The organism is Siminovitchia fortis, from assembly GCF_007681465.1.
In the GTDB taxonomy this organism is placed as follows: Bacteria; Bacillota; Bacilli; order Bacillales; family Bacillaceae_C; genus Siminovitchia; species Siminovitchia fortis.
Window position 1 is genome coordinate 31,401 of sequence record NZ_VEKZ01000007.1, and the last position, 25,961, is coordinate 57,361.

28 protein-coding genes and 1 pseudogene are annotated in these 25,961 nt (G+C 44.0%); 4 read left to right on the plus strand and 25 right to left on the minus strand.

Features of this window, described 5'->3' with window-relative positions; genetic code table 11:
• Positions 1 to 7: 7 nt before the first annotated feature.
• The 17 genes from FS666_RS03980 to FS666_RS04060 form a co-directional block, all read right to left on the minus strand.
• A complete protein-coding gene (locus FS666_RS03980; RefSeq protein ID WP_144462098.1) occupies positions 8 to 1,354 on the minus strand; it encodes a 5'-deoxyadenosine deaminase in 1,347 nt (448 codons plus the stop codon).
• A 21-nt stretch (positions 1,355 to 1,375) separates the two neighbouring features.
• Entirely contained in the window at positions 1,376 to 2,515 is a 1,140-nt protein-coding gene (locus FS666_RS03985; protein ID WP_144462096.1) for a M20 family metallopeptidase, read from the minus strand.
• Complete coding sequence (locus FS666_RS03990; RefSeq protein ID WP_144462094.1) at positions 2,516 to 3,136, minus strand: DUF1989 domain-containing protein; 621 nt, start codon at positions 3,134 to 3,136, stop codon at positions 2,516 to 2,518.
• A gap of 25 nt (positions 3,137 to 3,161) precedes the next feature.
• Complete coding sequence (locus FS666_RS03995) at positions 3,162 to 3,845, minus strand: cyclase family protein (RefSeq protein WP_120075105.1); 684 nt, start codon at positions 3,843 to 3,845, stop codon at positions 3,162 to 3,164.
• A gap of 16 nt (positions 3,846 to 3,861) precedes the next feature.
• Positions 3,862 to 5,673: an adenine deaminase gene (locus tag FS666_RS04000; protein ID WP_144462092.1), complete on the minus strand. Its 1,812-nt coding sequence runs from the start codon at positions 5,671 to 5,673 to the stop codon at positions 3,862 to 3,864.
• A 27-nt stretch (positions 5,674 to 5,700) separates the two neighbouring features.
• Positions 5,701 to 5,958 carry a EutN/CcmL family microcompartment protein gene (locus FS666_RS04005; protein WP_244943839.1) on the minus strand — a complete coding sequence of 86 codons (258 nt, stop codon included), beginning with the start codon at positions 5,956 to 5,958 and terminating at the stop codon, positions 5,701 to 5,703.
• Positions 5,915 to 6,733: a hypothetical protein gene (locus FS666_RS04010; protein ID WP_144462088.1), complete on the minus strand. Its 819-nt coding sequence runs from the start codon at positions 6,731 to 6,733 to the stop codon at positions 5,915 to 5,917. Before FS666_RS04010 ends, FS666_RS04005 begins: the two co-directional genes overlap by 44 nt.
• A gap of 2 nt (positions 6,734 to 6,735) precedes the next feature.
• Positions 6,736 to 7,017 (minus strand): BMC domain-containing protein, encoded by a 282-nt coding sequence (locus tag FS666_RS04015; RefSeq protein WP_120075113.1) that lies wholly within the window; start codon positions 7,015 to 7,017, stop codon positions 6,736 to 6,738.
• 31 nt (positions 7,018 to 7,048) lie between these two features.
• Positions 7,049 to 7,516 (minus strand): BMC domain-containing protein, encoded by a 468-nt coding sequence (locus FS666_RS04020; protein WP_144462086.1) that lies wholly within the window; start codon positions 7,514 to 7,516, stop codon positions 7,049 to 7,051.
• Between the two features lie 22 nt (positions 7,517 to 7,538).
• Positions 7,539 to 8,492, minus strand: coding sequence for a hypothetical protein (locus FS666_RS04025; RefSeq protein ID WP_144462084.1), 954 nt, complete (start codon positions 8,490 to 8,492; stop codon positions 7,539 to 7,541).
• Between the two features lie 15 nt (positions 8,493 to 8,507).
• Positions 8,508 to 8,771, minus strand: coding sequence for a BMC domain-containing protein (locus FS666_RS04030; protein WP_120075120.1), 264 nt, complete (start codon positions 8,769 to 8,771; stop codon positions 8,508 to 8,510).
• A gap of 28 nt (positions 8,772 to 8,799) precedes the next feature.
• Positions 8,800 to 10,137, minus strand: a complete 1,338-nt coding sequence (locus tag FS666_RS04035) for a UbiD family decarboxylase (protein WP_144462149.1) — start codon at positions 10,135 to 10,137, stop codon at positions 8,800 to 8,802.
• Positions 10,124 to 10,690: a UbiX family flavin prenyltransferase gene (locus tag FS666_RS04040; protein WP_144462082.1), complete on the minus strand. Its 567-nt coding sequence runs from the start codon at positions 10,688 to 10,690 to the stop codon at positions 10,124 to 10,126. The genes FS666_RS04035 and FS666_RS04040 overlap by 14 nt, the downstream gene beginning before the upstream one ends.
• Before the next feature lie 24 nt (positions 10,691 to 10,714).
• Positions 10,715 to 11,308 (minus strand): cysteine hydrolase family protein, encoded by a 594-nt coding sequence (locus tag FS666_RS04045; RefSeq protein WP_120075126.1) that lies wholly within the window; start codon positions 11,306 to 11,308, stop codon positions 10,715 to 10,717.
• A gap of 16 nt (positions 11,309 to 11,324) precedes the next feature.
• A complete protein-coding gene (gene allB, locus FS666_RS04050; protein ID WP_144462080.1) occupies positions 11,325 to 12,818 on the minus strand; it encodes an allantoinase AllB in 1,494 nt (497 codons plus the stop codon).
• Positions 12,819 to 13,445: 627 nt separating this feature from the next.
• A complete protein-coding gene (locus FS666_RS04055) occupies positions 13,446 to 13,808 on the minus strand; it encodes a Na-translocating system protein MpsC family protein (RefSeq protein ID WP_120075131.1) in 363 nt (120 codons plus the stop codon).
• Between the two features lie 155 nt (positions 13,809 to 13,963).
• Positions 13,964 to 14,752 (minus strand): alpha/beta hydrolase family protein, encoded by a 789-nt coding sequence (locus FS666_RS04060; RefSeq protein ID WP_144461723.1) that lies wholly within the window; start codon positions 14,750 to 14,752, stop codon positions 13,964 to 13,966.
• A gap of 109 nt (positions 14,753 to 14,861) precedes the next feature.
• Between FS666_RS04060 and FS666_RS04065 the strand changes: the two are divergent.
• The 3 genes and pseudogenes from FS666_RS04065 to FS666_RS04070 all read left to right on the plus strand — a co-directional run.
• Positions 14,862 to 15,197, plus strand: a pseudogene (locus FS666_RS04065) (ABC transporter substrate-binding protein); the annotation flags it as partial.
• Between the two features lie 49 nt (positions 15,198 to 15,246).
• Entirely contained in the window at positions 15,247 to 15,414 is a 168-nt protein-coding gene (locus tag FS666_RS19680; RefSeq protein WP_186306453.1) for a hypothetical protein, read from the plus strand.
• Positions 15,415 to 15,602: 188 nt separating this feature from the next.
• The gene (locus FS666_RS04070; RefSeq protein WP_144461726.1) at positions 15,603 to 16,421 is read left to right on the plus strand and encodes a helix-turn-helix domain-containing protein; all 819 of its coding nucleotides are present in this window, start codon (positions 15,603 to 15,605) and stop codon (positions 16,419 to 16,421) included.
• 26 nt (positions 16,422 to 16,447) lie between these two features.
• Here the strand turns inward: FS666_RS04070 and FS666_RS04075 are convergent, their stop codons facing one another.
• Complete coding sequence (locus FS666_RS04075; RefSeq protein ID WP_144461729.1) at positions 16,448 to 16,798, minus strand: YolD-like family protein; 351 nt, start codon at positions 16,796 to 16,798, stop codon at positions 16,448 to 16,450.
• 365 nt (positions 16,799 to 17,163) lie between these two features.
• Between FS666_RS04075 and FS666_RS04085 the strand changes: the two genes are divergently transcribed.
• A complete protein-coding gene (locus FS666_RS04085) occupies positions 17,164 to 18,210 on the plus strand; it encodes a restriction endonuclease (RefSeq protein WP_144461735.1) in 1,047 nt (348 codons plus the stop codon).
• Here FS666_RS04085 and FS666_RS04090 read toward each other — a convergent pair.
• The 7 genes from FS666_RS04090 to FS666_RS04120 all read right to left on the minus strand — a co-directional run bounded on the left by FS666_RS04090 (position 18,207) and on the right by FS666_RS04120 (position 25,894).
• Positions 18,207 to 18,437: a hypothetical protein gene (locus tag FS666_RS04090; RefSeq protein WP_144461738.1), complete on the minus strand. Its 231-nt coding sequence runs from the start codon at positions 18,435 to 18,437 to the stop codon at positions 18,207 to 18,209. The two genes, FS666_RS04085 and FS666_RS04090, sit on opposite strands and share 4 nt — an antisense overlap.
• Positions 18,438 to 18,799: 362 nt before the next feature.
• Complete coding sequence (locus tag FS666_RS04095; protein ID WP_144461741.1) at positions 18,800 to 19,762, minus strand: LysM peptidoglycan-binding domain-containing protein; 963 nt, start codon at positions 19,760 to 19,762, stop codon at positions 18,800 to 18,802.
• Positions 19,763 to 19,816: 54 nt separating this feature from the next.
• Entirely contained in the window at positions 19,817 to 20,203 is a 387-nt protein-coding gene (locus FS666_RS04100) for a phage holin family protein (RefSeq protein ID WP_144461744.1), read from the minus strand.
• A gap of 47 nt (positions 20,204 to 20,250) precedes the next feature.
• The gene (locus FS666_RS04105) at positions 20,251 to 20,466 is read right to left on the minus strand and encodes a hypothetical protein (protein WP_144461747.1); all 216 of its coding nucleotides are present in this window, start codon (positions 20,464 to 20,466) and stop codon (positions 20,251 to 20,253) included.
• Positions 20,466 to 20,849, minus strand: a complete 384-nt coding sequence (locus tag FS666_RS04110; RefSeq protein WP_144461750.1) for a hypothetical protein — start codon at positions 20,847 to 20,849, stop codon at positions 20,466 to 20,468. Before FS666_RS04110 ends, FS666_RS04105 begins: the two co-directional genes overlap by 1 nt.
• Positions 20,850 to 25,274, minus strand: a complete 4,425-nt coding sequence (locus FS666_RS04115) for a phage tail spike protein (RefSeq protein WP_144461753.1) — start codon at positions 25,272 to 25,274, stop codon at positions 20,850 to 20,852.
• Positions 25,275 to 25,324: 50 nt separating this feature from the next.
• Complete coding sequence (locus FS666_RS04120; RefSeq protein ID WP_144461755.1) at positions 25,325 to 25,894, minus strand: Ntn hydrolase family protein; 570 nt, start codon at positions 25,892 to 25,894, stop codon at positions 25,325 to 25,327.
• Positions 25,895 to 25,961: the final 67 nt, after the last annotated feature.

Here is a 25,961-nt window from a genome sequence, read left to right on the forward strand (position 1 = left end):
CTGCTTATCAGCTCGAAATTTTCATAATCGACGGGATTCTCTTTAATAGCCGCTTAATTGATTTATTTGATTCCTGGAGCACAAGGTCTCTATCAACCGTTTTGACGGTTCCTTTTTCCATGACAATTTTTCCGTTAATAATCGTTGATTCTACATCTGCCCTTGTTGCCGAATAAACGATTCTGGAGACCGGATCAACCTCGGCTGACGGGAATGTGTGGAATTTGTTCAAATCAAGAATAGCGACATCCGCTTTCTTTCCGACTTCAAGACTGCCTATTTGATCTTCAAGCCCGACAGCCCTTGCACCGCCGATCGTCGCCATTCTGAATATCGTTTTGGCGTCCATGATGGTCGGCCCGTGAATCGGCTTTTGAATGAGGGAGGCCATCCTCATTTCATTGAACATATCGAGATTATTATTGCATGGCGCACCATCTGCGCCCAGGCTGAGATTGGCTCCCAGCTCAAGCATATCAGGCACATCTGCTATTCCTGATGCGAGCTTCAAGTTGGAGCCCGGACAATGGCTCATTTTGATGCCGCGCTCTTTGATAATCCGTTTTTCTTCATCATCCAGCCAGACGCAATGTGCAAGAATCAGCTTCTCGTTTGCAAGACCGATATGATCAAGATAAACGATGTTCCTCATTCCTCTTTGCTGTTCAACAATTTCGATTTCCTTCCGGTTTTCCGATGCATGCGTATGCACTTTTACATCGTAATGGTTGGAAAGATCACGCACCTCTGTCAACAGCTCTTCGGTACAGGAAACAACAAACCGTGGGCAAAAAGCATATTGGATCCGTCCGTTGTCATATTGATTCCATTTTTCCAGCAGGTCAACACTTTGCTGGATCGACTTTGCCGTATCTTCCAGCAAAAGATCGGGTACATCATCTCCCATATCCATCATCACTTTTCCGGCAAGGACTCGTATACCGCTTTCGGCCATAGCCTGAAAGGCAGAATCGGTATGGTTGACCGTTTCCATGTCCACAATGGTCGTTGTTCCGCTTTGGATCAATTCCCCCAAACCCAGCATAGCTGAATAATAGCTTGACTCTTCATCATGTGAAGCTTCCAGCGGCCAAATTCTTTTTTGAAGCCAATCCATCAGCTCCAGATCATCGGCCTGTCCCCGGAACAACGTTTGGCAAAGGTGAATATGCGTCTGGATAAATCCCGGGATAACGGTCTTATTCGTCGCATCAATCACCCGATCGGCCTGATTACCCAAATCCTTGCCAATACTTTTGATTTTATCATCCACAATCAGCAAATCACCTTGAATAATCTCCTCTTGGGCATTCATGGTCACGATTTGCGCATTTTTGATCAGTATGCTGGGCATGCCATCTTTCCCTCTCTCCCTTTATATATTGCTTTCCTCTTTTGAAAATTTCACTGCCAACTCCTTATAAAAGTCGATGGACCTTAAATAGGCTTGGATATCAACGTATTCATTGGGCTGATGGGCGAGGCTTTCATCGCCGGGGCCATAAATGAGCGTTGGGATCCGGCTTTCCGGATTTAATACAGCAGCATCCGTATAATAGGAGACTCCGTATAAAGAATCCTGTTTCTTCAAATCCAATGCCAGGCGGATCAACTTATCCGACTCATCCGTTAAAATAGCCGGCCGGTCCAATTGAAGATTGACCGAAAAGTCCGGGGACCCTTCTTCTTCCGAAAACAGTTCGTTCAAATTATTTTTAATTTCAGTGAGTAATTGTTCGTGGGATTGAGGAGGAACGGATCTGATATCCACAGACATGCTGCAGCGGTCAGGAATGACATTCGTTTGGACTCCCCCATTTATTTTCGTTACAGCCAAACTGCTTTCGCCAAGTGGTTCTGCAGATATTTTCCATTTTTTCTTTAATGAATCAAGCATGCCTATCACCTTATGCATCCACTCGACTGCATTGGTTCCCTTATCCGGCATGGAGCCGTGTGCCGTTTTTCCAATCGTGACAATTTCTATCCATAAGGCGCCTTTATGTCCTATGACGACTTTTTCATTGGTCGGTTCGCCGATCACCAAGCCTTCGGCATTTTCCATCGTTTCGTTTTCCAAATATGTCCGGGCTCCGCAGCTGTCCACTTCCTCACCCGCAGTTGCCAGAAAAACGATTTCTTTCGGAAGCTTTCTTCCTTCCTTAAACAATGATTCCACAGCCAGATACATGGCGGCAAGACCGCTTTTCATATCGGATGCACCGCGTCCATACAGCTTATCTCCTACTATTTCTCCGGAAAAAGGAGAGTACGTCCACGGCTGCTCCCCCGGCAACACCGTATCCATGTGCCCGCAAAAGATCAGCTTTCCATCACTTTCACCTTTTAAACGGATCTCAAAATTGCTCCTGCCCGGTTCAACCTGGGTTATTTTGTAAGGGATGCCGGCTGATTCACATCTTTCAGCCAGCATTTTTGATACTTTGTCTTCATTTCCGGGCGGGTTGGAGCTGTCAATTTGAATCATTTCCTGCAAAAACCGGACAGCATCCATTCAATTCGCCTCCACAATCTGCATTTTAAGGGAGGTCACCTTAAAGCCATTTACCGGAGCCATATCCTGTGAACAGGTTGAACAAGCAATGACAACTTCTTCAAGAGCTCTCAGGCGGACATAGTCGCCGGGCTTGGACAGCGGTTCATGGATTTCATAATCCCCCTGGTCATCCAATACATTATTCATGAAAAAGTTGATCGGGTCAGGCACCGGCTCGTTCCCTAAGCCGAATTCAGCCAACGCTTTATTCAGGTTATCGTGGCAATTCGGATGGTCTTCCATGCCAAAGTCAATTTTATAGCGATAGTAGTCGCATGCAGGGAAAAAGAAATCATGTTTTCCGACTGTATCTTCAACAAACGTCATTAACGGGCGGCGTCTGTTGCTGTATAAAGGATCCCCGGGTTTTAGCCGGATGCTGCTGAGGGAAGCTCTCATATGAACAGGCGAAACAAATTCCTTTGGATCCTTTCTGTTGAAGCAGACAAAATCGCCGACCTGCTTGCCTTCCATATCAATAATGATCAATTCCTCACCCGGTTTCAACAGAGCGCTTCTGCCCTCATACGGCGGTATGATTATCTCTTCCCTGATTCGTTCCCGTGCTGAATTCACCATCAAAAAACACCTCTTCCCTGATCGTTTAATCGATAAATAAAGCCACGGCCCTTATGGGCGATCCTGTCCCTTTTCTGATTTTGAGCGGCAAGCCGAAATAGAGGAAACGCATTCCGGCAACCTGATCCAAGTTGGTCAAGTTTTCCGTATTGGATATTCCGTATTCCCGGCAGACTAAATGGCCCGAATATTTTTCATCTTTGGGGTTGTCGACAGAAGGGGAATCAATGCCAATATTGACCACACCTCTTTCGGCAAGCCATTTCGCCCCTTCGTAATTAAGGCCGGTATACCGCGTCAGCCATTCGTCTGTTCCAAACTTCCGGTTATAATGGCCGGTATATAAAAGGACGATATCCCCTTTTTCAAGAACCTGCTGTGATTTTTGCAGTGCTGACTCCAGATCCCTGGGCGTAATGTATCCATCCGGAGATACATGCGACACGTCCAGACAGACAGCTGGACCGTAAAAATATTCAAGCGGCATATCGTTTATATATTTGCCATTTGGATCGAATTCGTAAGTGGCGTCTGTATGTGTTCCGCCGTGCTCGTTGATCAGGATATTGTTTGTGGCGAATTCGAAGCCGATTTTTTTCAAACTTTCTTCATGGGAAATGTTCTGCCAAATATGCGTCGGCTGATGCAGGGGAAATACCGGCATGCCCTGATAGATTTCCTGTGAAAGGTCAACCAGTCTGATACCCATTTAAGCTGCCTCCCTTCTATTCTACAACCGGGGAAAGTACTTCAAATTTGTCTACATCAATTAACCCCATATCCGTAATCTTCCATTCCGGGCTTGTGACAAGCGACCAGAAGGACAAGTGCATGAATGGCACCGGAATGCCGCAGCCAAGTTCCGATTCCGCTAGTTTCGTCAGTTCGGCGATTTTTTCACTTACTTCCTGTCCGCTCAGCTCATCCGTAATCAGGCCCCCGACTCTCAATGGGAGGTCACCGACCACCTTGCCGTCTTTGATCATGGCGATTCCGCCGTCCATTGAAATGACCCTGTTCACGGCTGTTACCATGTCTTCGTAGTTGGTGCCTGTAACAATGATATTATGTGTGTCATGTGCCACACTTTCCGCTATCGCTCCGCTTTGAAGCTTAAATCCATTCAAAAACGCCTTTCCGATATTTCCTGTTCTTCCATGTCTTTCTACCACGATGAGCGGGAGTACATCCTGTTGAAGGCACGGCTGAACGACACCGCCGGAAACATTCAAATTGAATTCCTGCGCGCCTGTCAGGTTCTGGAACGGGATGGCAACGATTGACCGTACGCGTGCCCGGCTTCCGTTCGCTGTGATATGAAGATCTTCCACTTTGACTGGTCCTCTTTTGACCGATTTCTTCACACTTTCAGGATAAGTATAGAAACCGAGATCGATCGTCAGTTGGCCCCTTTCCGCTGCAAGGCTTCCATTGAGGTACACCTGATCGATGGCCATTTCATTCAAATTGCTGATGACCGCAATATTAGCGCGCTTGCCCGGTGCAAGCACCCCGACATCCTTGAATCCGAAGTGGGTTGCCGGATTGATCGTTCCCATTTGGATCGCTTCAACCGGATCTACGCCTTGCGCGATGGTCCGCCTGATAATATCATTCATATGGCCGTCTTTTAAGAGATCTTCCGGCACCATGTCGTCTGATACGAGGATCGCACGCCTTGAATCCATTCCTTCTTCAGTGATGGCACGGATGCATTCCGCCATATTTCTTTGGGAAGATCCTTCCCGCATAAACACACTTACGCCATATCGAAGCTTTTCCATCATTTCTTCTTTTGTCGTCGTTTCATGGCACGATACATGGCCGCCGCCGCTGATGATATGCGCAGCGAGTTCTTTTCCAAATAAAGCCGGCGCATTCCCTTCAACTGTCTTCCCAATGCTTTCCGCATAGGAAACTGCCGCAACGAGATCGTCGATCAGTTCAGGAGCATTTTCATATACCGGACCGATATTGCTGAAGCTTTGAATTTCCCCGATTCCCTGTACATAAGGGTCGTTCAAAAGTTCCTCCATATGGGAAGAATTCACATCAAAGCCTGCCGTTTCAAGCCCGGGAGCATCCGGTACAGCACAAGGGACAGTAAAATAGATCTGGTTCGGCAACGTCTTGGCTTCCTTGATCATTTCCTGCATCCCGTGAACACCCAAAACATTTCCAATCTCATGCGGATCAGCAACGATTGTCGTTGTACCAGTAGGGATCGATAGTCGTGAAAATTCTGTGCAAGTCAACATCGCGCTCTCAAAGTGCATATGAGAATCAATAAACCCGGGTGACACAAATTTGCCTCTGACGTTTTCAACTTTTGTCTTGCTGCCGATCAGGCCGCTCGCGTCTCCCACCATCAGTATGTACTCGCCTTTTATCGCCACATCCGCTTCATAAATTTCCCTGGTGACCGTATTGATGACATATCCGTCCTTCAGTACAATATCCGCATACTGGTTGGAATCCAGGAGGACGTCGATCAACTTTCGGTACTGAACGGCCTTCTTTATATTCTCAGCCTTCATATTTCACTCTCCACCCTTTCTCCTCTCTCATTCCAAACTGTCGATGATTCCTACTATCGCTGCATCCACAGGAGCATCCTTGTTATGCATGGCCCTTGAGGCCATGCTTCCCTTGACAAAGATAACTTTTTCGCCGATTCCTGCGCCAACCGTATCAACAGTAATAATGGGCTGAGAATCCAGGGGGGTACCGTCCAGGCCGATTGGCTGGGTAACAAGTAACTTCGTTCCTACTAATCTTTCATCTTTTCTGGTTGCTGTTACTCTTCCGACTACGATTCCCATTTCCATAGATTTCTCCCGCCCTTTTCTCGCTGATTTCCATTCGATATTCCTGCGCAATATCCCGCGCCAACGGCGTTATGATCATTCCCTGTCCAATTTCAATAAACCGGTTCCCCGCTTCGGCATGCCTTTTGATCGTTTCGGCCGTTACGACCTGTTTTTCTTTTCGTAATGCGGCCGGTTTGAAATATGTTTGAAGCTGTTCAGCGTTTTGGAACAATTGAATTCCAAATCCCCCCAGCCGCTGCAGCTGCTTTTTCATTTCATGTTTTAAAAAAGCCGATCCATTGTCCAATCCGGCCTCTTTCCAAATCGAATGGTAGGGATCTGCCCCTGCAGCGTATGCACTGACTTTCTTTCCGCTCATCAATGCCCATAACAGAAGCCTGATAGGCCGATGTTTATCATTGAATTGCAATAAATCCGAAACCGTTGAAAAAGGCAGGACCGGAATATAAAAATAGTCTACTTTCTCTTTCAGTTTTTCCGCATCCTTCAATGAAATCCAATCGTCAACTCCGGCCTTGCGGGCAAGCTCTGTTATATTTAAATGATCAAGAACCGGCTGATCAGGGCATACCCGGATTCTTAAATGCCTGCCGTAATCCGCATTTAATTCTTTCAATCTTTTTAATCCTTCGTCCATCCCATTCATATGATAGAAAAGGAGAGCAAGCACTGTTTTGGGGCGCGCATCTTCAATGCTGCTCATATTCCTGTAAAACAGCTCCTGCAAAGTCGACTCTGCCAGAGCGCTTTGCCGGTTAAGAAGCACTCTTATTCACCTTTTGACAAAATTGCACGCTCAACTTCGCTGTGCGGCCTTGGAATGACATGGACGCTGATCAGTTCCCCGACGCGGCTAGCCGCATCAGCACCCGCATCCGTAGCGGCCTTTACCGCGCCAACATCTCCACGCACCATAACCGTTACGAGACCGAAACCTACTTTTTCATAACCGCAAATTTCAACGTTTGCAGCCTTTACCATCGCATCTGCCGCTTCAACAGCTCCTACTAGTCCCTTTGTTTCCACCAATCCTAAAGCTTCTCCACCCATATTAAAACCCTCCTTGTTAGTTTAAGATCGTTTAAGCTTTCTTCTCTCCATCCCCGTTTTCGGCGGCGTCCTTTGCATCAGCATCACCGGCTTTTGGCTGGACCTTGCCTGATTTTTGGGTCCCTGCAGATTTACTTGTTTTCTTCTTTGGTTTGATGCTTTCCGCTGCCGGCGGCGGTTCATTTCGAGATTTCTTCTCCGCTGTTTCCTTGAGAAGGAATTTGCTCAACAGCTTTTGGCTGACCTCTGAGTGGGCCCTTGGAATGACATCCGTTGAAATAATTTTCCCGATCAGCTCTCCCTGCTTTCTTCCTGCTTCCACAGCCGACGTGACGGCTGCAACATCACCGGAAAGATGTATCGTTACCCCGACATAACCGCTGACTCCAATCACTTTTTCCATGCCGATGATCTCCACATCTGCCGCCTTCACCGCAGCGTCTGCCGCCGAAACCGCTGTTGTATAACCGACAGTCTCAATCAGTCCCAGTGCAAACAATCACCCCATCCTCCTTTCCGGCCTAAATCGTCATCTTGTCTGCGCTTGTCAGCCTGCCCGCTTCTTTCTTCAGCTCCGTAACAAGCTCGGAAATGACATGATAGTTTCCTTTCAACAGCAAATACTTTTCCTCAATTTCATAGTCGATTCCAGTATTCTCAAAGTTTTTCAGCAAGGAATCCATCAGCACGATGCTTGAGTAATACGAGACTCCTTCCAAGATGGCAATCGCATCCACCGACAGGCTGATGTTAAGCTGCTTCGTCAGCCATGGACTTGGGGAAATGGCTGTAAATGTTTCAAAATGCTTCAAAGAGCGCCTGTTAAGTTTTTGATAGATCTCATTCATGACCCTTTCAAGCCTGTCAACATCATCGTCATAAAATTCGGCAGTAAAAGGTGCATCACCGCCTCTTTCCCATGATATGTAGAACTTTATGTCCTGATTGTCACGAATAATTTCATTCACCAGTAAAAGATAGCTGGGCAGGCATTCAGGCATTTTTACTGCTCCTACCGCTGCTCTGTTTAACGGCCGGTGGAAGCTTCCCATCAGTTCCTGTGGAAGGTCCGGGAAAAACCAGACGCAGCCTCCGTTTCGCGTATGACCGATCATTTTGGCGGATTTCGCCTGCCTATTGCCGCCTCGTGCAGGTACACCGCTTTTTCTTGATACTTTCCCTTGAGCCATGGAAATCGATCTGAGCCTCGATATAGACTCCTCATTGAAATGTTTATCTGATAGTCCATTCGGGCGGCTCTGGGCTGCAGGTTTTTTATATCCGGCAGATGGCGGACTTGAGTTTTCCAGTACGGAAAGCCTTTGCTCCTGTTTTAGCCGCTGGTAGTTCGGCCTTTTAATATCACCGAGGGAAGCGCTGGCAGGCTGCCTGTTTGCATTATCCACTCTATTCGATATGATCGTTTTATTTCCTTTGAGGACTTCCTGTACCACCTGCTTCATCAGATCCGACAACTTTTACACCTCCCTTTAAAGTATCTTTTTCAGCTCAGGATGCGGCCGTGGAATGACATTTGATGAAATCAGCTCTCCGCCGGCAGCTTCAGGGGCAAGCCGTCCAATTTCCACTGCGGATTTCACATCCGCAACATCTCCTTCTACGATGACAGTCACCAGGCCTGATCCGACCCTTTTCATGTCAACCAGTGAGATATTCGCGGCTTTTGCCATTGAATCCAGCGCCTCTATCGCTGCCGTCAGCCCTCTTGTTTCCACTAATCCTATTGCACTCATCCATTTTCACCCGCCTTCGCCTCATGGCTTATAAGTAATCATTCAAATCTATCTCAACAGGGACAGATGTTCTTCTGAACATCTCTTTTTCGGAGAGCGGGTATGTTGCATCTATCCCCATTTTGGCAGATACACCTCTTAAATTATGTGATGATTCCAAGGGAGATCCCTTTGCCCCCGGGATAATGAACACATCCTGATCAGCCTGACAGCGAGTGGCGATCGCCCACTCGACATCCTCGGGATTAAAAATATCGACATCGTCATCAACGACAACGACATGCTTCAAATCTTTGTCACTGGCAAATGCGGCCATCGCAGCCTGTTTGGCATCGCCTTCCGTTCTCTTTTCGATTTGAATGACAGCGTGCAGACGTGCTGCGGCAGCCATCGTCACATGGACCGCTTTTACATTTTCAACCGTTTGCCTGACCGTGCTTAATAACGTCATTTCACGGACAAGGCACATCGGCAGTCTTTCTTCCGAACTTGAGGGGAAAATGGTTTGGGAAATTGGATTATTGCGGTAGGTGATGGCTGTCATTTCGACAACCGGCTGGGGCTCGTTCCCGCCATAATAACCGCCGAGCTCTCCGAAAGCTCCTTCCGGATCCCTTTCATGCGGAAGTATTTTTCCTTCCAAAACGATTTCGGCCTCTGCAAGAACTTCTATGTCCACTGTCTTGCATTGGACCACATCCAGCGGTTGTCCGAGAAGCGCTCCGGACACATCCAATTTATCCGCATGGAATAAATGGGTGCTGACCTGTGATGCCAGCACGACTGCCGGGACCACTCCGAACATGACGGCAATTTCCATCGGTTCCCCTCTTTTTTCAAAATGCGCGAATTGCCGGTTCAGCTCAGGGGAAGTGATGACAATATTCGTTCTGTTTCCACCAATAAACTTCATCCTCCGGATGGACGTGTACCTTTTCTTTCCCTCCAGGTCTTTTACGACAAGAACGCCTGAAACATAATAGGCTCCACAGTCTTCTGCATGAAAGGTCGGTATTGGAAAAAAGTCGTCCAAATCGAACGGAGGCAAAACGACGTTTTCGTGAACAGGTCCTGTCGGGACAAGCCTTGTGGGAAGAGGATTGATGATGGCATCAACCATCTTTGGAAGCAATTCCGTCTCATCGACACCCATACTGTCAGCCATAAACTTCCGGCTTCCGCCCAAGCCTGCGGCCATCGGAACGGAATAGCCCTGGACATTTTCAAACAGGACTGGCTGCTCCCCTTTCATCGCCCTGACGACAGCGCCCAGTTCATATTCGGGACTGACCTCTTTTTTGATACGGTGCAATAACCCACGCTTGTCCCAATCAGCAAGCAACTCTCTCATATTAAGGGGATTCATTTTTCTCACCCCATCTCTCCATCAATTCATGTTCAATATCCAATTCATCCAGTATTCTGGCAACGATAAAATTCACCAGCTCCCATATTTCCGTCGGCCGGTGATAAAAGCCCGGGCTCGCCGGTAAAATCGAAACCCCTGCTTCGGCCAATGTTGTCATGTTCCGCAAATGGATCACATGAAACGGAGCCTCCCTTGGCACGATGACAAGGTTTCGTCTTTCTTTCATGACTACGCTCGCAGCCCTGGTCAACAGAGTATCCCCCACTCCGTTTGCAATTGCGCCCAATGAGTTCATTGAGCAAGGTACAATGACCATCCCATCCGTCTTGAAAGAGCCGCTCGCAATGGAAGCAAACAAATTTTGATTATGATGGACGACAGCATACTCTTTTAAATCTTCCATTTTTATGCCGCATTCGAATTGCAGTACCTTTACTCCCGTTTCGGTAGCAACTACGTGGGTTTCAATTCCCAATTGTTGGAGCGCACGGATCAATGTATATCCATACAATGATCCGCTTGCTCCCGTTATACCGACGATGATTCTCATTTTCCAGTCTCCGGCGCCACTGGCTTAGACCGTCTGTGCGTCTTGGGAGAATTTCTTTTTGGCGGCATCCATATATTCCTCGGTTGTCATGACTTCACCGAAAATTCCAATATCCCGCAGCCCTCCGCGATGCATATCATCATCCTGGGAAGCCGTTGCATCGGACAAAGCGATGACGTTATATCCGTGATACAAGGCGTCTGATGCTGTGCTTCTGACGCAAACATTCGTCCATACACCCGTGAGAACAACCGTATCAATTTTTTCTTCTCTTAGAAACAAGTCAAAATCCGTATAGCTGAATGCACTGTGGCGGCGCTTTTGTACGATATAGTCGCCCTTGTCTTCCTCAGGCTGAAGTTCCTCGATAAACTCCGAGCCCCATGTCCCTTTGATCGCATGGACCGGTCTTACCCTGAAGTCCGCATCGTTTTTGCGGTGGGCTTCTTGTACGTGTACCACCTGAATTCCGTTCTCGTGGCAAAAATCGATAGCCTCCCTGATTTTCGGGACAATTTTTTCACCATTCTCACATCGCAACGCAGCTTTCTCGCCAATAAAATCATTCAGCATGTCAATGATGACCAATGCATGCTTTTCACCTTTCAATTGTGTCATACATATCCTTCCTTCCTTAGTTTGTAATCAAATCTCTTCTCAATGCTTTTTCTACACGAGGCTTGGCTTCTGCCTCTTTCGCCCCTTCTTCGTACGTTTCATATTTAATGACGCGTTCAAGGCTTTGAATGCTCTGCCTTTTGACGAATTGCCCGTATCCGGCATCCCCGACGATTCCGCCGTTGTCCTCGTCGTAGACGACTCGGCCCCGGACAATTGTCTGGATCGGCTTTCCTTTCAATTTCAAGCCGTGAAGCGGATTGTATTTTGCCATGGACTCTGTCTTTTGCTCATCGATCGTATATTCACGTTCAAGGTCGATGACAGTGAAATCGGCGTCGCTGCCAATCTCCATAGCGCCTTTTTTCGGATAAATCCCGAAATGGATCGCGGCATTTCGGCTTGTCACTTCAACAAAACGTGACAGTGAAAGCCGGCCTTTATTCAACCCCTCGCTGACAAGGATCGGAACCATCGTTTCCACTCCCGGGATTCCAGGGAAGCTGTTCCAAATCGTTGAATCCGGCGCATCTTTTTCCGTGGCGATTTCATATGGAGCATGGTCCGTTCCGACAAAGTCGATTGTTCCGTCAGCCAAAGCCTGCCAGTGGACGATATTGTCTTCTTTCTCCCGGAGCGGCGGTGCAATTTTGGCGAATGTGCCGCGTTCCGACATGGAGTCTTCCGCATTAAGCATCAAATAATGAGGACATGTTTCTGCCGTCACTTTCACTCCGCGCTTTTTGGCTTCCCTTACGAGCTCCACGCCTTCTTTTGTACTCATGTGGACGACGTGTACGCGGGCTCCTGTTGCTTCCGCAAAGCTGATGATGAGCTGGATCGCTGTTTTTTCCGCAAGGGCCATTCTGGCTTCCGCCCATGCCGGACCGTCAAGGCGGCCTTCCTTTTTCAGTTTTTCAGAGTAGAATGTACAAATATCATAGTTTTCCGCATGGACGCCGATCGGCATTCCTGTTGGAGCGATATGGCTGAAGATTTCAAGCATCTCTGCATCCGAAACCTTGGGGAAAGTAGGAACGGACGGAGTCATATACACTTTAAAAGCAACAACGCCTTCATCAATTTGTGGGTGGATATTGTCAAGCAGCCCTTCCCGGACATCTTCCCCTGTCATCCCGCCCCAGAAAGCAAAATCTATGTAGGCTTGATCTTTCAGCGGCGCAAGTTTTTTATGGAAGCTTTCGGCATCCCTTACAGAAGGTTTGCTGCAGCACGGCATATCGATATGGGTCGTCACTCCGCCGGCAGCGGCTGATCTTGTTCCCGTTGTGAACGTTTCACGATGGGTAAAACCGGGATCCATAAAATGTGTATGCGGATCAATACATCCTGGAACCACCAGGTTTTCTTTCATATCAATGACCCTGTCAGCGGAAAAACCATTTAAAGCTGAAGTAAACCCGACAATCTTTCCATCATCGACCAGGATGTTGGTCTTTACCTTGCGATCCCCCTGCGGAATCAGCGCATTTTTTAAAATTAAATCCATCTTTCTCTCTCCCTTCAAAATAATGAATATGCTAAAAAAGGACTTCATAGAATCATAGGCGTTTCAGGCTAAAATGCTCGGTTCACCTCCTTAAAGAAAAGCGCAAGCGCCTTGCTCATCGACGTACAGACTGGAGTGCCTCCGACGAGATAAAGGAAACACGGCGAGGAACGAGCCGATGTTGACTTATCGTAGGAAAGCAGCTTACTCGGATTACCTCGTGAGAAGCATCTTTGAGTAAGCTTCGTGCAGCTTTGCGACGAGGTGAGATTAACATCCTCGAATACGCTACGCCGCAGGAGCACATTAGGTGCGAAGTCTGCTAGTCGATAGGCGCTGGAGCTGGACATTGCGTAACCTTGGTTTGAAAAGAATCCGGTAAAATTTTATGCTTTCTTTAACTTAAATAGATCTGCGGAAGGCCTTTATGGACCTTGCCTTCATCGGTATATAAAAAACCGCAGATTCAAAATACTCCCTCAAAAACTAAGGAATATACTGAATCTGCGGTTCAAATAATCTCCGTTCAACAGAGACCTATGTAACCGTTCCAAAACAGCCTTGAACAAAAACGAACCTGCGTTTTCATTCCGGGGTGCTCCAGATGTTTGCTAAATAAAGTTGCTTTTATAAGATTTTTTCGTCGAATATGACGACGCAAACTGCATCTTCGGATTCTGGATCATAGTCTTTTAAAACAGATATCACTTTCATGCCTGTGACGTCTTCGACTATCTTTTTGAGTTTAATTTTAAATTCGACAATCAGTGCCGCATCGGCATAAGTTGTCAATTCCCAAAAATTTTTGCTCAGTGCTTTAAAAGCGGTGACACGTTTATGTTTGGCAAAGATTATAATCCTGTCATCATAGACATCAACCCGCTGGCTTCGGACACCTGTGGCATAAAATTCCTGGTTTACCCGATTGTACACTTGGGCAATGTCCCTTTTTAATGTTCTTATCTCTATTTCTGATGAGGTTTCATTCAATTTGATGACCCCCTTGCACTTATAATGTTAATGAATTCGCTTACAACTGTCAAGCCATTTTTTCGGAAAATTTGTTCTTGGCGAAATAAAGGGAATGATTCCATTCTTTTCGTACAATTTTTTACTTTTTCAGTTATTTTCCGGCTGCATGGTTTTTAAGTTCCCGCTTTTTTCATCCAGATGCAAAGGTCATGAACGATTTTCCTGTTTAAAGCCGGCGGGAAATAGTGATTGACGTGTTCAAAGTACCATGTTTCCACGTGTTTCTGAAGCGCAACCAATCTTTTTTCAAGACGATAAGCGTGCTCTATTGAAACATTTTCATCGCGCAAACCATGGATAATCAAAACCGGCGGCTGCAGTTTATCCAGTTCATATAAAGGGGTACGGTATTCAAATTCTTCAGCGGCAGTCTTCGGGGAACCGCCGATCACCCGTTTCATCATTCTTCTCAGATCTTTTCGCTCCACATAAGTGAGGGCCATATCTGACACCCCTCCCCATGTTACAACGGATGCTGCGTCTTCATATCGTATGCCGGTTAAAAGCGCCATTACGCCGCCTCTGGAAAATCCGAATATATGGACCCGGCTTCCGGCAACAGACGGGTGGCTTCTTAACAATTCAAATGCGGCAAAGGCATCTTCTCTGTCCTCACCCGCGAAGTCCTCGTTCCCTTCGCCTCCCCTGTTCCCTCTATAAAACGGCGCAAATACAACGAATCCTTCGGAAGCGAACTGGCCGATTCTGGCCGGCCTGACCATGCCGACGTTTTTTATTCCGCCCCTTAAATATAGCATCCCTTCGTAGACTCCTGCCTGAACAGGCTCAGCCAGCAGCCCTTTTACTCTCAAGCCGGCAGATAAATAAGTGATGAGGTACATGTTCACATTGGGATTGGGTGAAGGAAAAGGAATTTTGTCCAAGATTTGAGTTTTTTCCATCAGTGCTTTTGCTCCCTTGCCAATATTTAATCACACATTTCTGGGCCCATCATACGATATGTTAGCCCAATTTACTAAAGTCCTGCAAGACTTGACAGGAGGTTCATGAATGAAAGCATGGTTTAAAATCGGATGGTCGGCTGTTGCGGCTTTCCTATTGATTTTCGCTGCTGCCTGCTCACCAAAAGAAGAAGTGAAAAAAGTGAATCTGGCGGAAGTGACGCGCTCTGTTTTTTATACTCCCCAATATGTTGCCCTTGCCAAAGGATATTTTAAAGAAGAAGGGCTCGATGTCGAACTAAAAACGACCTGGGGCGGCGATAAAACGATGACAGCCCTTTTGTCAGACGCTGCCGATATCGCTCTTGTCGGGTCAGAAACATCGATTTATGTTTACGCCCAAGGTGCGAGCGACCCGGTTATCAACTTTGCCCATCTTATACAAAACATAACACTGGAGAATTACATACTTTAATTGGAGGTTATCAAAACGAATGAAAAAACTACTTATGTACAAAGAAAATGGTGAATTCGTACTTGAACACATAAACAGTTTTGGACACTCAATAAAACGATTTTTCATTACTGAAAATGGATTAAAGGAAGAATTAGAAGCGTATCAACCAGTGCTAGATCAATACCAAATCATTAATCAATTATAAATTACAACAAAACAAAAGAGCACAGCGTGTATAAGTGGTGCTACCAACACCCTTATACCGTCCGCCTGCTACACCAGGCAAACACTTGCTGTACCCTTATGACCATTTTACAATCATAGGGTTTATTTAGCAACGGTTTGCACAAACAGGCCGTTGCTTTTTTGTTTCCCAAAAGGAGACAAATAAACATGAAGAAAATTGATGTAATTGCCCAGGAAAAATCTTATGATAACCTATCCACCTTTACAGAGATTAATGAAATGAATGAAACAGTACGCACGTACAGGGACGTCATAAAGGCGTCTGTTAAGCGTGTCGATGTACAAGCTAGACTGATTGATTTACTTGAAATATTAAAGCGCCACAGCTGCAAGTATGTTGGCGTTAGTTTCCTATGCAAAAATTCCATAGCTGAAAAATTAGGTGTATCTTATAAAACTATCCAAAGACTTATGAAGAAATTAGAGGAGCTGGGCATGATCCGCCAAGTGCCTATGAAAAGAAAATCAGATATGCTGCAGACTGCCAATGCCGTTGTAATTCAGCCTTTGAAAGAAGAAGTGTCCGACAAGACCCCTGTTAAAAGTCCGGCAAAGTGTCCGACCAATAAAACAAGTTTTATTTCTTTAAAACAAAAGATTAATAATAAACGTAACGATGTTGCTGCTAATGATTCGGGTGTGCATAATTTTCAACAAGCGAACTACGTAGCCCATTGGGTACCGGAACGCTTTGCCTCTTTGGTGAGTTATTTTTATAGTGACGCCAATACCATCCAAGAATTTTGGAAGGTTATTAAGCAATGTAATCGTGTTGTGAATGCCTTTACTGGCGACAGAGCATTTAATAACGAGCAGGAGCTAAGCATCGGTATTAGGGCTATCAAGGAGTTTGTCATGAAGGTGAAAGCAGGAGTCACGATGAAAAATATATTTGGATACTTTAATGGGATTGTCAACAACTTGATGGACAAGCTTTATTTCGATAAAGAGTTTATGGGGGAATGATAAAAGCCCCTCTCGAATGAGAAGGACTATTCCGCAAACTTAACACTGACGATGGAATCGAAATCTATTCTATGTGATTCGAGGCTGGTATCCACCACATGGACCAACTTATTCATTTGATTTACATAATGGACCATGCCCCTGATCTCGTCGAAAAAACCATCAATCCAGAGGGTAAAAACTACAGGCAGGTTATATTCGATAGCAATATGTATGGTCTCATTAACTTGTTCCCATTCTTGCTCATCCAGCTGCGGCCTTTTCACACGCTTTGAATCTACATTGGCATCTTTTAAAGCTTGGACATGCTCCGGCAGCATCATACGGCTTGATTCCCAGCGCATGTTACTACCAGGCGTCAACTTATTTGGTTTCATTATGCTCCCCTCCTCTGCCTAATGGGTCCGATTGACAATATGTTGCTTAATAAAAAGGTGCGGAATTGTCTCTTGTGATAGCAATAGGCTTTAATTGTTGAATCAGTAACATCTAACACTTTTATGATACGTTGAGACAGCTGATTATTTTTGTTTATGTAGATCATTTCAAGCCTTTGCTCCGTCCCTGCAGCATGTTTTAACAAGGCGTTCACATTTACCACCCCCAACATTTGTTTTTATTATTATACGCGAACGTCTGTTTGCTGTTCAAGTGGAAATTTTATCTAGAAATACCGCTGTTAAATTGTCATCCTTATTGATAGAATTGTAGATATATTTTTTTGAAAAGGAGCGCAAAACATATGGATAGCCAAATTGATAACGAGAAACAGCTTCTAGAATTAATCGATGAATATAACATACCGGTAGTCAAAATTGATGAAGGCAGAAACTATTGGCTTGTGAGAACACAGGCAGGTGAATTTTATGATCAATTTTACTTTGACGACTTCATCGCGATTGGATGGGATGAATTCAATGATTTAGAGGAATTTGAAAGTGTGGAAAAATCTGTTCTGATAAAGGACATGGAAAAGGAATATCCAGAAAACAAAAAGCCAGGGTTAATATACAGCCAAATTTATAGGTTTCTTTATGAAATGAATACGGGAGATGTTGTAATGATTCCTAGTACAAACTCTACCCACATTTCTTTTGGTGTCATTACAACTGACGCTTTCATAGAAGAGATTTCTGAAACCCAAATAGAGGAAGGCGTATGTCCATTTCAAAAAAGAAGAAGAGTGCATTGGATTAAAACAGTCCCCAGATCTGATTTAGACCCTTATCTATATCGAATGATGCAGACACATTTAACAATAAGTAATGCTGGTGAGTATGAGGAGGCGATAGATCGCACTTTACATTCTTTTTATGTAAAAAGCGGGCGAGCGCATCTTGTGCTCAACGTTACTACGAATGATGAAATTGCAGGAATTGATCTTGTAAACAGTATCAGCAATATACTAGATTTGGTTCCGTACATAAAAAACCCATATAATCCCGAATACACTTACGATAAAAGCGTAATTGACTTAAAATTAAGGGTTCAATCCGCAGGAATCATGGAATTCGTTTCGGCTGTGGCCCCCTGGGCCGTTTTAGGTATCGGCATACTGCTAAATTATGTGGTAGGAGGAAAGATAAAAGCTACTTTTACAAAAGGGCAAAAGGATATTGAAGCATCTTCAGATGGGCTCCTAGAAAAGCTTCTTAAGTTCAGAAAGCATGATGACGAACAAAAATTAAAAGAATTAGAATTAAAGAACCAAGACACTATTGAAAAACTAAAAATTGAAATCCCCAAAGAAACGAAAAATCTTCCTGTCGGTGGAGATCAGGAAGATTAGAAATCGTCTTTATACGGTGATGAAATTTTAATGAACTTTTTCATGATATACAATGATGTAGATGTATAAATTAATATATGGATAGGCAAACCGTAAAATTCAATTTTATTCAATGAGAAAAGCAGGCCAATGGTGTATTTTTGTACTAGGTAAAGAAGGGCAAACGTTGTCATAAATGTCCCTAAAACAGATAAAGCATGTAAGACCCCTTTCACATTGGGGCTCAATTTAAGGACCTCCCTTCCCATTTTCTACGCCTCTTTTCTCATAAGATATGCCAAATAAGTAACTTTTATAATTTATTTCCTCTTTGTTACTATAATAAACTTTATAGAAAAGTTATGCAATGTAATTGGTAAAAAAAGCCCGGTTAGCACCGGGCATGTCAAACTATGTCGAACGAAACCGGCTTGTATTAAATCCCATTTTAGATATGCTTAATGTAACCTTAATTCCATTCCCCTTGGATTGCGTCCGACACGGGCCATAAATTCCAAGGGCCTTTTTATGCACAAAAAAGGCCCTCCCCGTTTGGGGGAGGTATGCGCATATAACAAAGAGGGACCCTTTCATTATCGTCCAATTTATTTTATTTAACCCTTAACTTTTGACCAACATAAATTTTATTGATGTCCTTAATGTTGTTCCAGGCTTTAATCTGTGCCTGTGTGCTGCCATACTTGACAGCCAACCCACTCACAGTGTCGCCGTGCTTTACAGTGTGATAAACAGCCTTGGTAGTAGGCGCCTTTGCAGGAGCAGATCCGGACAGCTTAATTTTTTGGCCGACACGGATAAGGTTTGGATTTTTAATACCATTGATCCGGGCCAACTCGGCGACAGTGGTTTTATATCGCGCGGCAATACCCGATAACGTGTCCCCTGCTTTGACGGTATATGTTCCACCTGTATTGGCAGCTGGTTTAGAGGCAGGCTTTGCAGCTGGCTTTTGATTGGCAGCTGGCGGAGCTGTTGCCATCCCTCCAATAAAGTATGACAGGGGCTTACTACCCGTGAGCCTGTTTATGTCTAGATGGCCGCTGTAACCGTCAAGTTTTCCACAGTCGGTATATTGATGCAAGTCGCATGGATAGCTTGGCTTAGCTCCGTAGCGCGGGATCCATACGGCATCTGCTTCAGCTAAGTTAAGGTTAAACGATTTATATAAATGGTGGCCAACATAGATGCCTACCCTTTTTGCGCCCAGCGCACGTAATTTTTTCAGAAATGCGCTCGTGCCTTTTCTCATATCCGACATGGACTTCTCTTCCACGTCAAGAAACCAAAAGCACGGATTGAATTCCTTTGTACGGTTGTAAAAGTCAGTAGCTTCTTTTTCCATGTCATTTACACTGACTCCCCGTAGCCAAGCATAAGCAGCTGTCGGCACTCCCCGTTTCTGAAACTCCCTATGGTGCGTTTTGTAGTGACGATCGATTAAGTTAGACCCGTATTGAGTACGGATGATAACCAGATCCACCTGCTTAGCCAGCTTATCATAATTAATCGCGCTCGGCGCCTGGTGATGTGAAATATCAATAATAGTTGCCATTATAAATCCTCTCCTTAATTTTATAAAAAAAGAGCAACGCTTATGCGTCACTCCTTATTTGTCCTTAAACAACTGTTTAAAAAAATCTATAAACGGATCCATGCTCTTGTCATCCTCGGCCAACTTGAAATGATTAAGCACTGAATTAATTTCGCTTGCCAAATACCCAATGTACAAAACGTAAAGAGCGCTAATCCCGAGTGGCTCCGGCATCAATAATGCAACCGGAATGGTGTAGACAAGCAAAACAAATAAAAGCAACTTACGGGCAATCCCGAAAATTGCTTTAGAGCTTGAAAATTTAATGGCTGGATTGAGTTTGGCATTTATCCACCCCACCATAAAATCTATGATGTTTGCCCCCATAATCAATGCAAGAATATAAATTAATTTTGTATTATCCGATTCTAGGAAACGTGACAGCCATTCTATCATGTCCATCTAACTCACCCTTCTATTTAATATTTAAGCAAAATAAAAAAGCCCCGTTAGGCTTGTAGATCTTCCGCAATTTTTGCTTTAATTAATTTCTTCAATTCATCGTTGTTAGCAGAAGAAGCTTGATATTCGTCTTTACTTACTGTGATTGGGCCGTTTATGGAGTATGTCGCCCCCGATGTGATAAAGCTTAAATCGACACTTGTATATTCCTGTTCAAACCCATTTTCGTAGTTAAAATTAATTCCTGTAATAGTCATTCTCATTATTCTTCCTCTCCTTTGTTTAGTTCAAATTCGTCATATAAACAAGCTACGGCATAGGCATCATTACCGCTAAATTCATGCTCACTGTCTTCGGCAGTAATTTCTTTGATGACGGACCTCACGGATTGTAGCATCGTCTGTGAGTCACCGCCATCAATCACAACTTTTTCTTTATGAAACTTATCAAGTTCAACCTTCAACTTCTTTTCATCGTCCTCTAATTCTTCTATGAGCTGTTTTTCATTTTCTGCCACCACCTTCAATTTTTCCTGCAGTTTTCGGCTTAGGTTAGTCCGATGGATGGACTTCAATCCTTTAAGTGATAGGCCATCCAAGAAATTAATAACCTTTGCGATATCGATATTCTCAATTTCAATTTTCATTTAAGCTGCCTCCAATTTGTGTAATCTTTCTTCTAGTTTTGCGACTTTCAGGATAAGTTCCTCTTTTTCTTTTTCCAGCTGATCAATACGCTGCTGCTGATATTTCATGCTGCCTGCCATAACCCCAACCGTATTATTCAGACTGATTTGCTTTTTATCTTTTGACGTGATTAAACTTGGACTTTCTTCTGCTATCCAACCGATTTTCAACTCGTCTCGTGGGCTGCCATCCTCGTTTTTATAATTGAAAGTGACTAAATCCATGTCATCAAAGGCCGACTGCATTTGTTTAATATTTGCCTCCTGGATATTAGCCTTGCTGTCACGGGTAGATAGGTTAACCAAATCCACATAGTGAAGATAGTTGGTATAGATACGCCACAACCTGTTAGCAGTAGTACCTACATACCCCCATCCAGACGTATCGGGATATAGACATGGATTATAGTCCCCTGTAGCGCTTTTCAACGAATTCATGATGAAGTATCTCTTACTGTAGCCGCCAGTCCCTTCCTTCGTGACCATCCTGATCTGATTAGCGTACATTATGGTGTTACCACCGGAATATATTTCATTGTGGACACTATTTGAGGTGCTGCCGATAACAAAAGTGTCGTTGACATTCATTCCGACACCGGCAGATATAGATCCATTACCACTAAAAAATCTTAGTGTGGCAGGATCCGACCCAGCGCCTCCGGCAGAACGAATATTTAATGCAATACGCATTTTTCCACTGCTGTCGTATGACTGTAATCCGGTGCTGCTTAGATCAAGCTTTGCCAGCCCATTTGTTGCTGAAATGGTAACGGAATTCGCATTAATTTTTCCTGACTTTATGTTACTGGCATTCAAATTAATGACGGAAACTTTTCCAGCATCCAGCGTACCGGTTGTCATCTTGCCAGCATCTACGGAAACAATGTTAGCATTATTGACTTTAAATGTGCCGGTAACAGTGGTGTTGCCATCCAAGACTAGCTTTTTTCCACTTATCAAAATGCCTGACGTGTCTATGTTAATTTGGTTAATGAGATCTTTCTTTGTGACACGTAGATTAATAGCATCGGACAGTTGAGATATTTGTGACTGTGTGGCCATGTCTTCGGGAGCTGGGGTCCAGTCGGTTGCTTTGTTGCCTTTTTCGAGTTTAATTTTTCTAAAACGTATAGACTTTCCAACCGACTCTACAACCCTAGGAAATCTTATCCGGACCATAATTCCGGTTGTATCTTTTGGAATAATGAAGGTGGCTGAAAATCTATTTCCCCAACCGTTTTTATTAATGGTGTATCTGCTTTCTCTCCAAGTGCCACCTATATAACAATAGAATGTAACATCAGCATTTTCTATGTCGTTGTCAAATTCGCCTGAAAACGTAACAGCATCGCCCGCATTAAATCCATTCATCTTTTGTGCAGTCTCACCCATCTGATAGTAGGCATCGCTGTGATCAGTACAAACCAACCTTATATACCCATCGAGAGGTTGAGCCGTTGACCTGCCGGCAGAATAATAACCATTAAGCTTAGGATAAACACCGTTTGCACTTGAATCTGTTAAAAAGTTCCGTCCACCAATCTCAAGGTTATCAAGATCATTTCTTACGCTTGAGATTGTTGATTGTAAACTAGTTGCCGTTTGAGTGAGAGTGCTTATGCCACCCTCTGCATTTGTCATCCTTGTCTGCAAAGAATTTGCCAGTTGCGTCACAGATGATATGTTACCTTTGTTGTCTGTGACTTGTGTTTGCAAGCCTTGTGCTGTCTGGGTTAAGGTGCTGATATTTCCCTCGGCAGAAGAAATTCTACTAGAAAGGCTGTTAGCTGTCTGTTGGAGCGAGGAAATATTTCCTTCCGAATTTCCAACTCTAGTAGTGATAGAATCGACTGTTTGCTCTAGGGTACTGAATTGGACGGCTGTAACCATGTCTTCCGGCGCAGGAGTCCAGTCGGTTGCTTTGTTTCCTTTTTCAAGCTTAAACTTTGTAAAAGATAGTTTTGAATTTTGCCCATTTGTAGAACCATTATTATCAAAACGGACATACCCCTCATAAGCTTCCGCCGGAGTTTTAAACGTCCATGTTATTCTTGTCCATTCACCAGTAACTTTGAAGTTTGTTCTTGATGTCACAAAATCGTAGTTTGAAGTGCTTCCTTTTCTTCTTGATAAAAAGTAGTAATCAATACTAACAACATTGGATGTTTGTTTTAAATAAGCAGACAATGTGTATTCCGTGTCAGGCTCAACTATCACTCTTTCTGTTCCGGCTGTTAATTCACCTGCAGTTGCTTTGTTGATGACATAAACGTTTTCCCCAAATTCGGAATCGAATTCCACCACTGCGCTTTTAGTCACCCAATCAAAAGGTATCACAGACGGATTCCTGCTATTCTTTAATAAATTCCTTCCACCAATTTCCAAATTATCAAGATTCGTCCGCACAGCCGTAATCTGGCTCGTCAAACTGCTGCTTGTCTGCGTTAACTGCGATTGAGTGGCAAACTTGGCATTGGCATCAACCGTCCGCATTCGTTGTGCAATTTCCTTTGCATTTTGAGAAATCAACGATTCGTGAGATTCCACTTGTCCTGTCAACGTATTAACGGCAGATTGACTTGCCTTAGATTTAATCTCCTCGGCATTTTGACTAATCAATGTACTATGACTATCAACTGTGCCCTTAATCGTATCGACATAGTTTTTGTCAGCCTTAGATTTTATGTCATTTTGCGTTTGCTGAATGAGCGTACTGTGGTTGGTGACAGTACCTTTCAAACCATTAAACTCGGTCTGGCTGACTTTTGACTTTAATTGACCGTTGATCGTTTCAAATTCTGCTGTAATTGACGTTTCCAGGTCGTCCACATCTTTGAGAGCTGTTTGAGCTTCTGACATAGCTTTTTGTGCATCTGCAATTGCTGTGCCAGCTTGTTCCTTCGCTTCCCCTGCTACCCGTCCTGCAGCTTCACTGGCTTCCCTTGCCGCATCAGCAATATTATGGGCAGAGGTAGCTTCATCAAAAGCTTCCTGAGCCTGCTCAATCGCTTCGTTGGCATTATTCGTTGCAAGGTTAGCTTTTTCAACGGCTTCATCGGCTCTGTTCCTGGCTTCCTGAGCTTCTTCTTCAATGTCTCGGATATCAGCGGAAACAACCAGCTGCCATTGCACACCGTCAAAGCGATAAGTACGGGTATATTCTCCATCAACGGTTTTAAACCAGATATCGCCTTCCTGCGCTCCTGTGGGTTCGTCCGGGCCATAAAAGATGGTGTTCTTGCCATTTGCGGCCCTAATCGCCTCATTTGCCTTTTCATTGGCATTGTTAATCCTTTCGCCTACATTATTGATAATATCCGCGGCATTATTGATGGTGTCCGTCAATCGGGCCTTAACGTTACCAAGGGTCACCTTTTTATTTTTTTCAGCGATAGAATCATATTCAATCTGTACGACCTGGGCTTTTACGTCAATTCCCATTTTCGAATGCCGGACGGTGATAGTATCACCCATGCCAACGAGCTCCAGGACAGCCACATCTTTGTACTCTTCCGTACCATGTAACGGCTCAAATTCAACTTCCATCTCAACCGTTGGCAAGTCTTTCCCGCCAACATTAAAAAAGTTTTTTGATGCATTGTAGAGATCCGTTTTATTTTTAATGGACTCATCGTCACTAAAATCAACGGGCAGAATTTTAATAACGGGATATTTATTAATATTTGGGCTGTCGATGTACTTCCCATCAATTGTGATCAATGTATCTGTTTCCTCGTCATACTTAAACGGGAAAATTCGAGTGACAACCTGTGATTCGTCAAATTTGGCCTCCAATCCAGTGAGATTCTTTTTATAAGTGACCAGGACCCCGTCATCAGATCCCCGACGTTTGTGCATGATCAAATTAAAATTGTCACGCTCAATCTGGCCGCCCCAGATTTGGAGAATGGATCCTTCCATACCGGCAATCATCTGTAAAGGATTGGTCCGGTATAGGCTTGTGCTTGATACAGTTTCATTGTTCGTGCTGGTGATATTAAATCTGGTCGGATAGGCCAAGTTTTTCTTAATGGCTTCCATGGCTTCTTTTAACGTGTAATTTTTCAATACAAGGCTTTCTACAAAATTGCCGGCCAGATCGTATGTGATGTGCTGGCCGTGGATAATGAGATTGTCACTTTGCAGGCTTTTCTCAATCGCATAGATACGGAATAACTGCGGGTCCTGCCTGTCGTTGGCCTTCGCCTTAACAATCATTCCGTTCTCTATTTTGTCAGCCAAAAAGCCCTCCGAATCATATTCGATGGTGATTTCAAAGGGACCGTTTAATTCTTCGTCTGGTACTGCGGTTATAGCACCACTTAAAACCCCTAGTCCATTATGGATAAAATCTGTTTCGTCTTTTTTATATAAAACTGGAAACAATCAGGTTACCTCCTTTCTGAAAAAATTAAAAGCACCCTCGAAAGGATGCTTTATTTAATAGTTAAAGTGGAAGTATTTGTATTCACTGTGTTATCTATACTTGCAACAAAGTCATTTAATGCCTTCTGTATTTTAAGGCATTTCGAAGAACTATCTGCCCCAAATATTGAGGCGAATTCATTTAACTTTTCATCCAATATCTGATCACTTACATCAGGACTTAGAAAAGCATAATTTATATCAGTGGAACTTGATGGCTTAAAAATTCCAATTTTAGAAGAATTCTTATTCACTGTATAAAATTCTATTTTCCCGTTGAAGTTAATCCCACCTACACAAAACATCATTTTATAGCTGTAAAGAGAAATATTATTATAAATTACGGAATGTATTTCCCGTGCAACTTGATGAAGATCATAGTGAGTTTTTTCTAGGTAATCAACTTGATTAATTACATTTTCACACAATTCTTTTGCGCCTGCAAAAGCAATAAATTGTTTCTCGCTGATCTTTTTAAATTTTTTATAGTTCTCTTGGAGAGACGCCCCTCCGTAACTAACTCTTCCATCAGAGACCACATTAACAAAATTGCTAGATGCCATTATTGATACAAAACTCATATCGATTCCCCTTTTTAATAGAGTATACCAATATAAGTTCTATAAGTTGAATTAAAAATTAATTTTT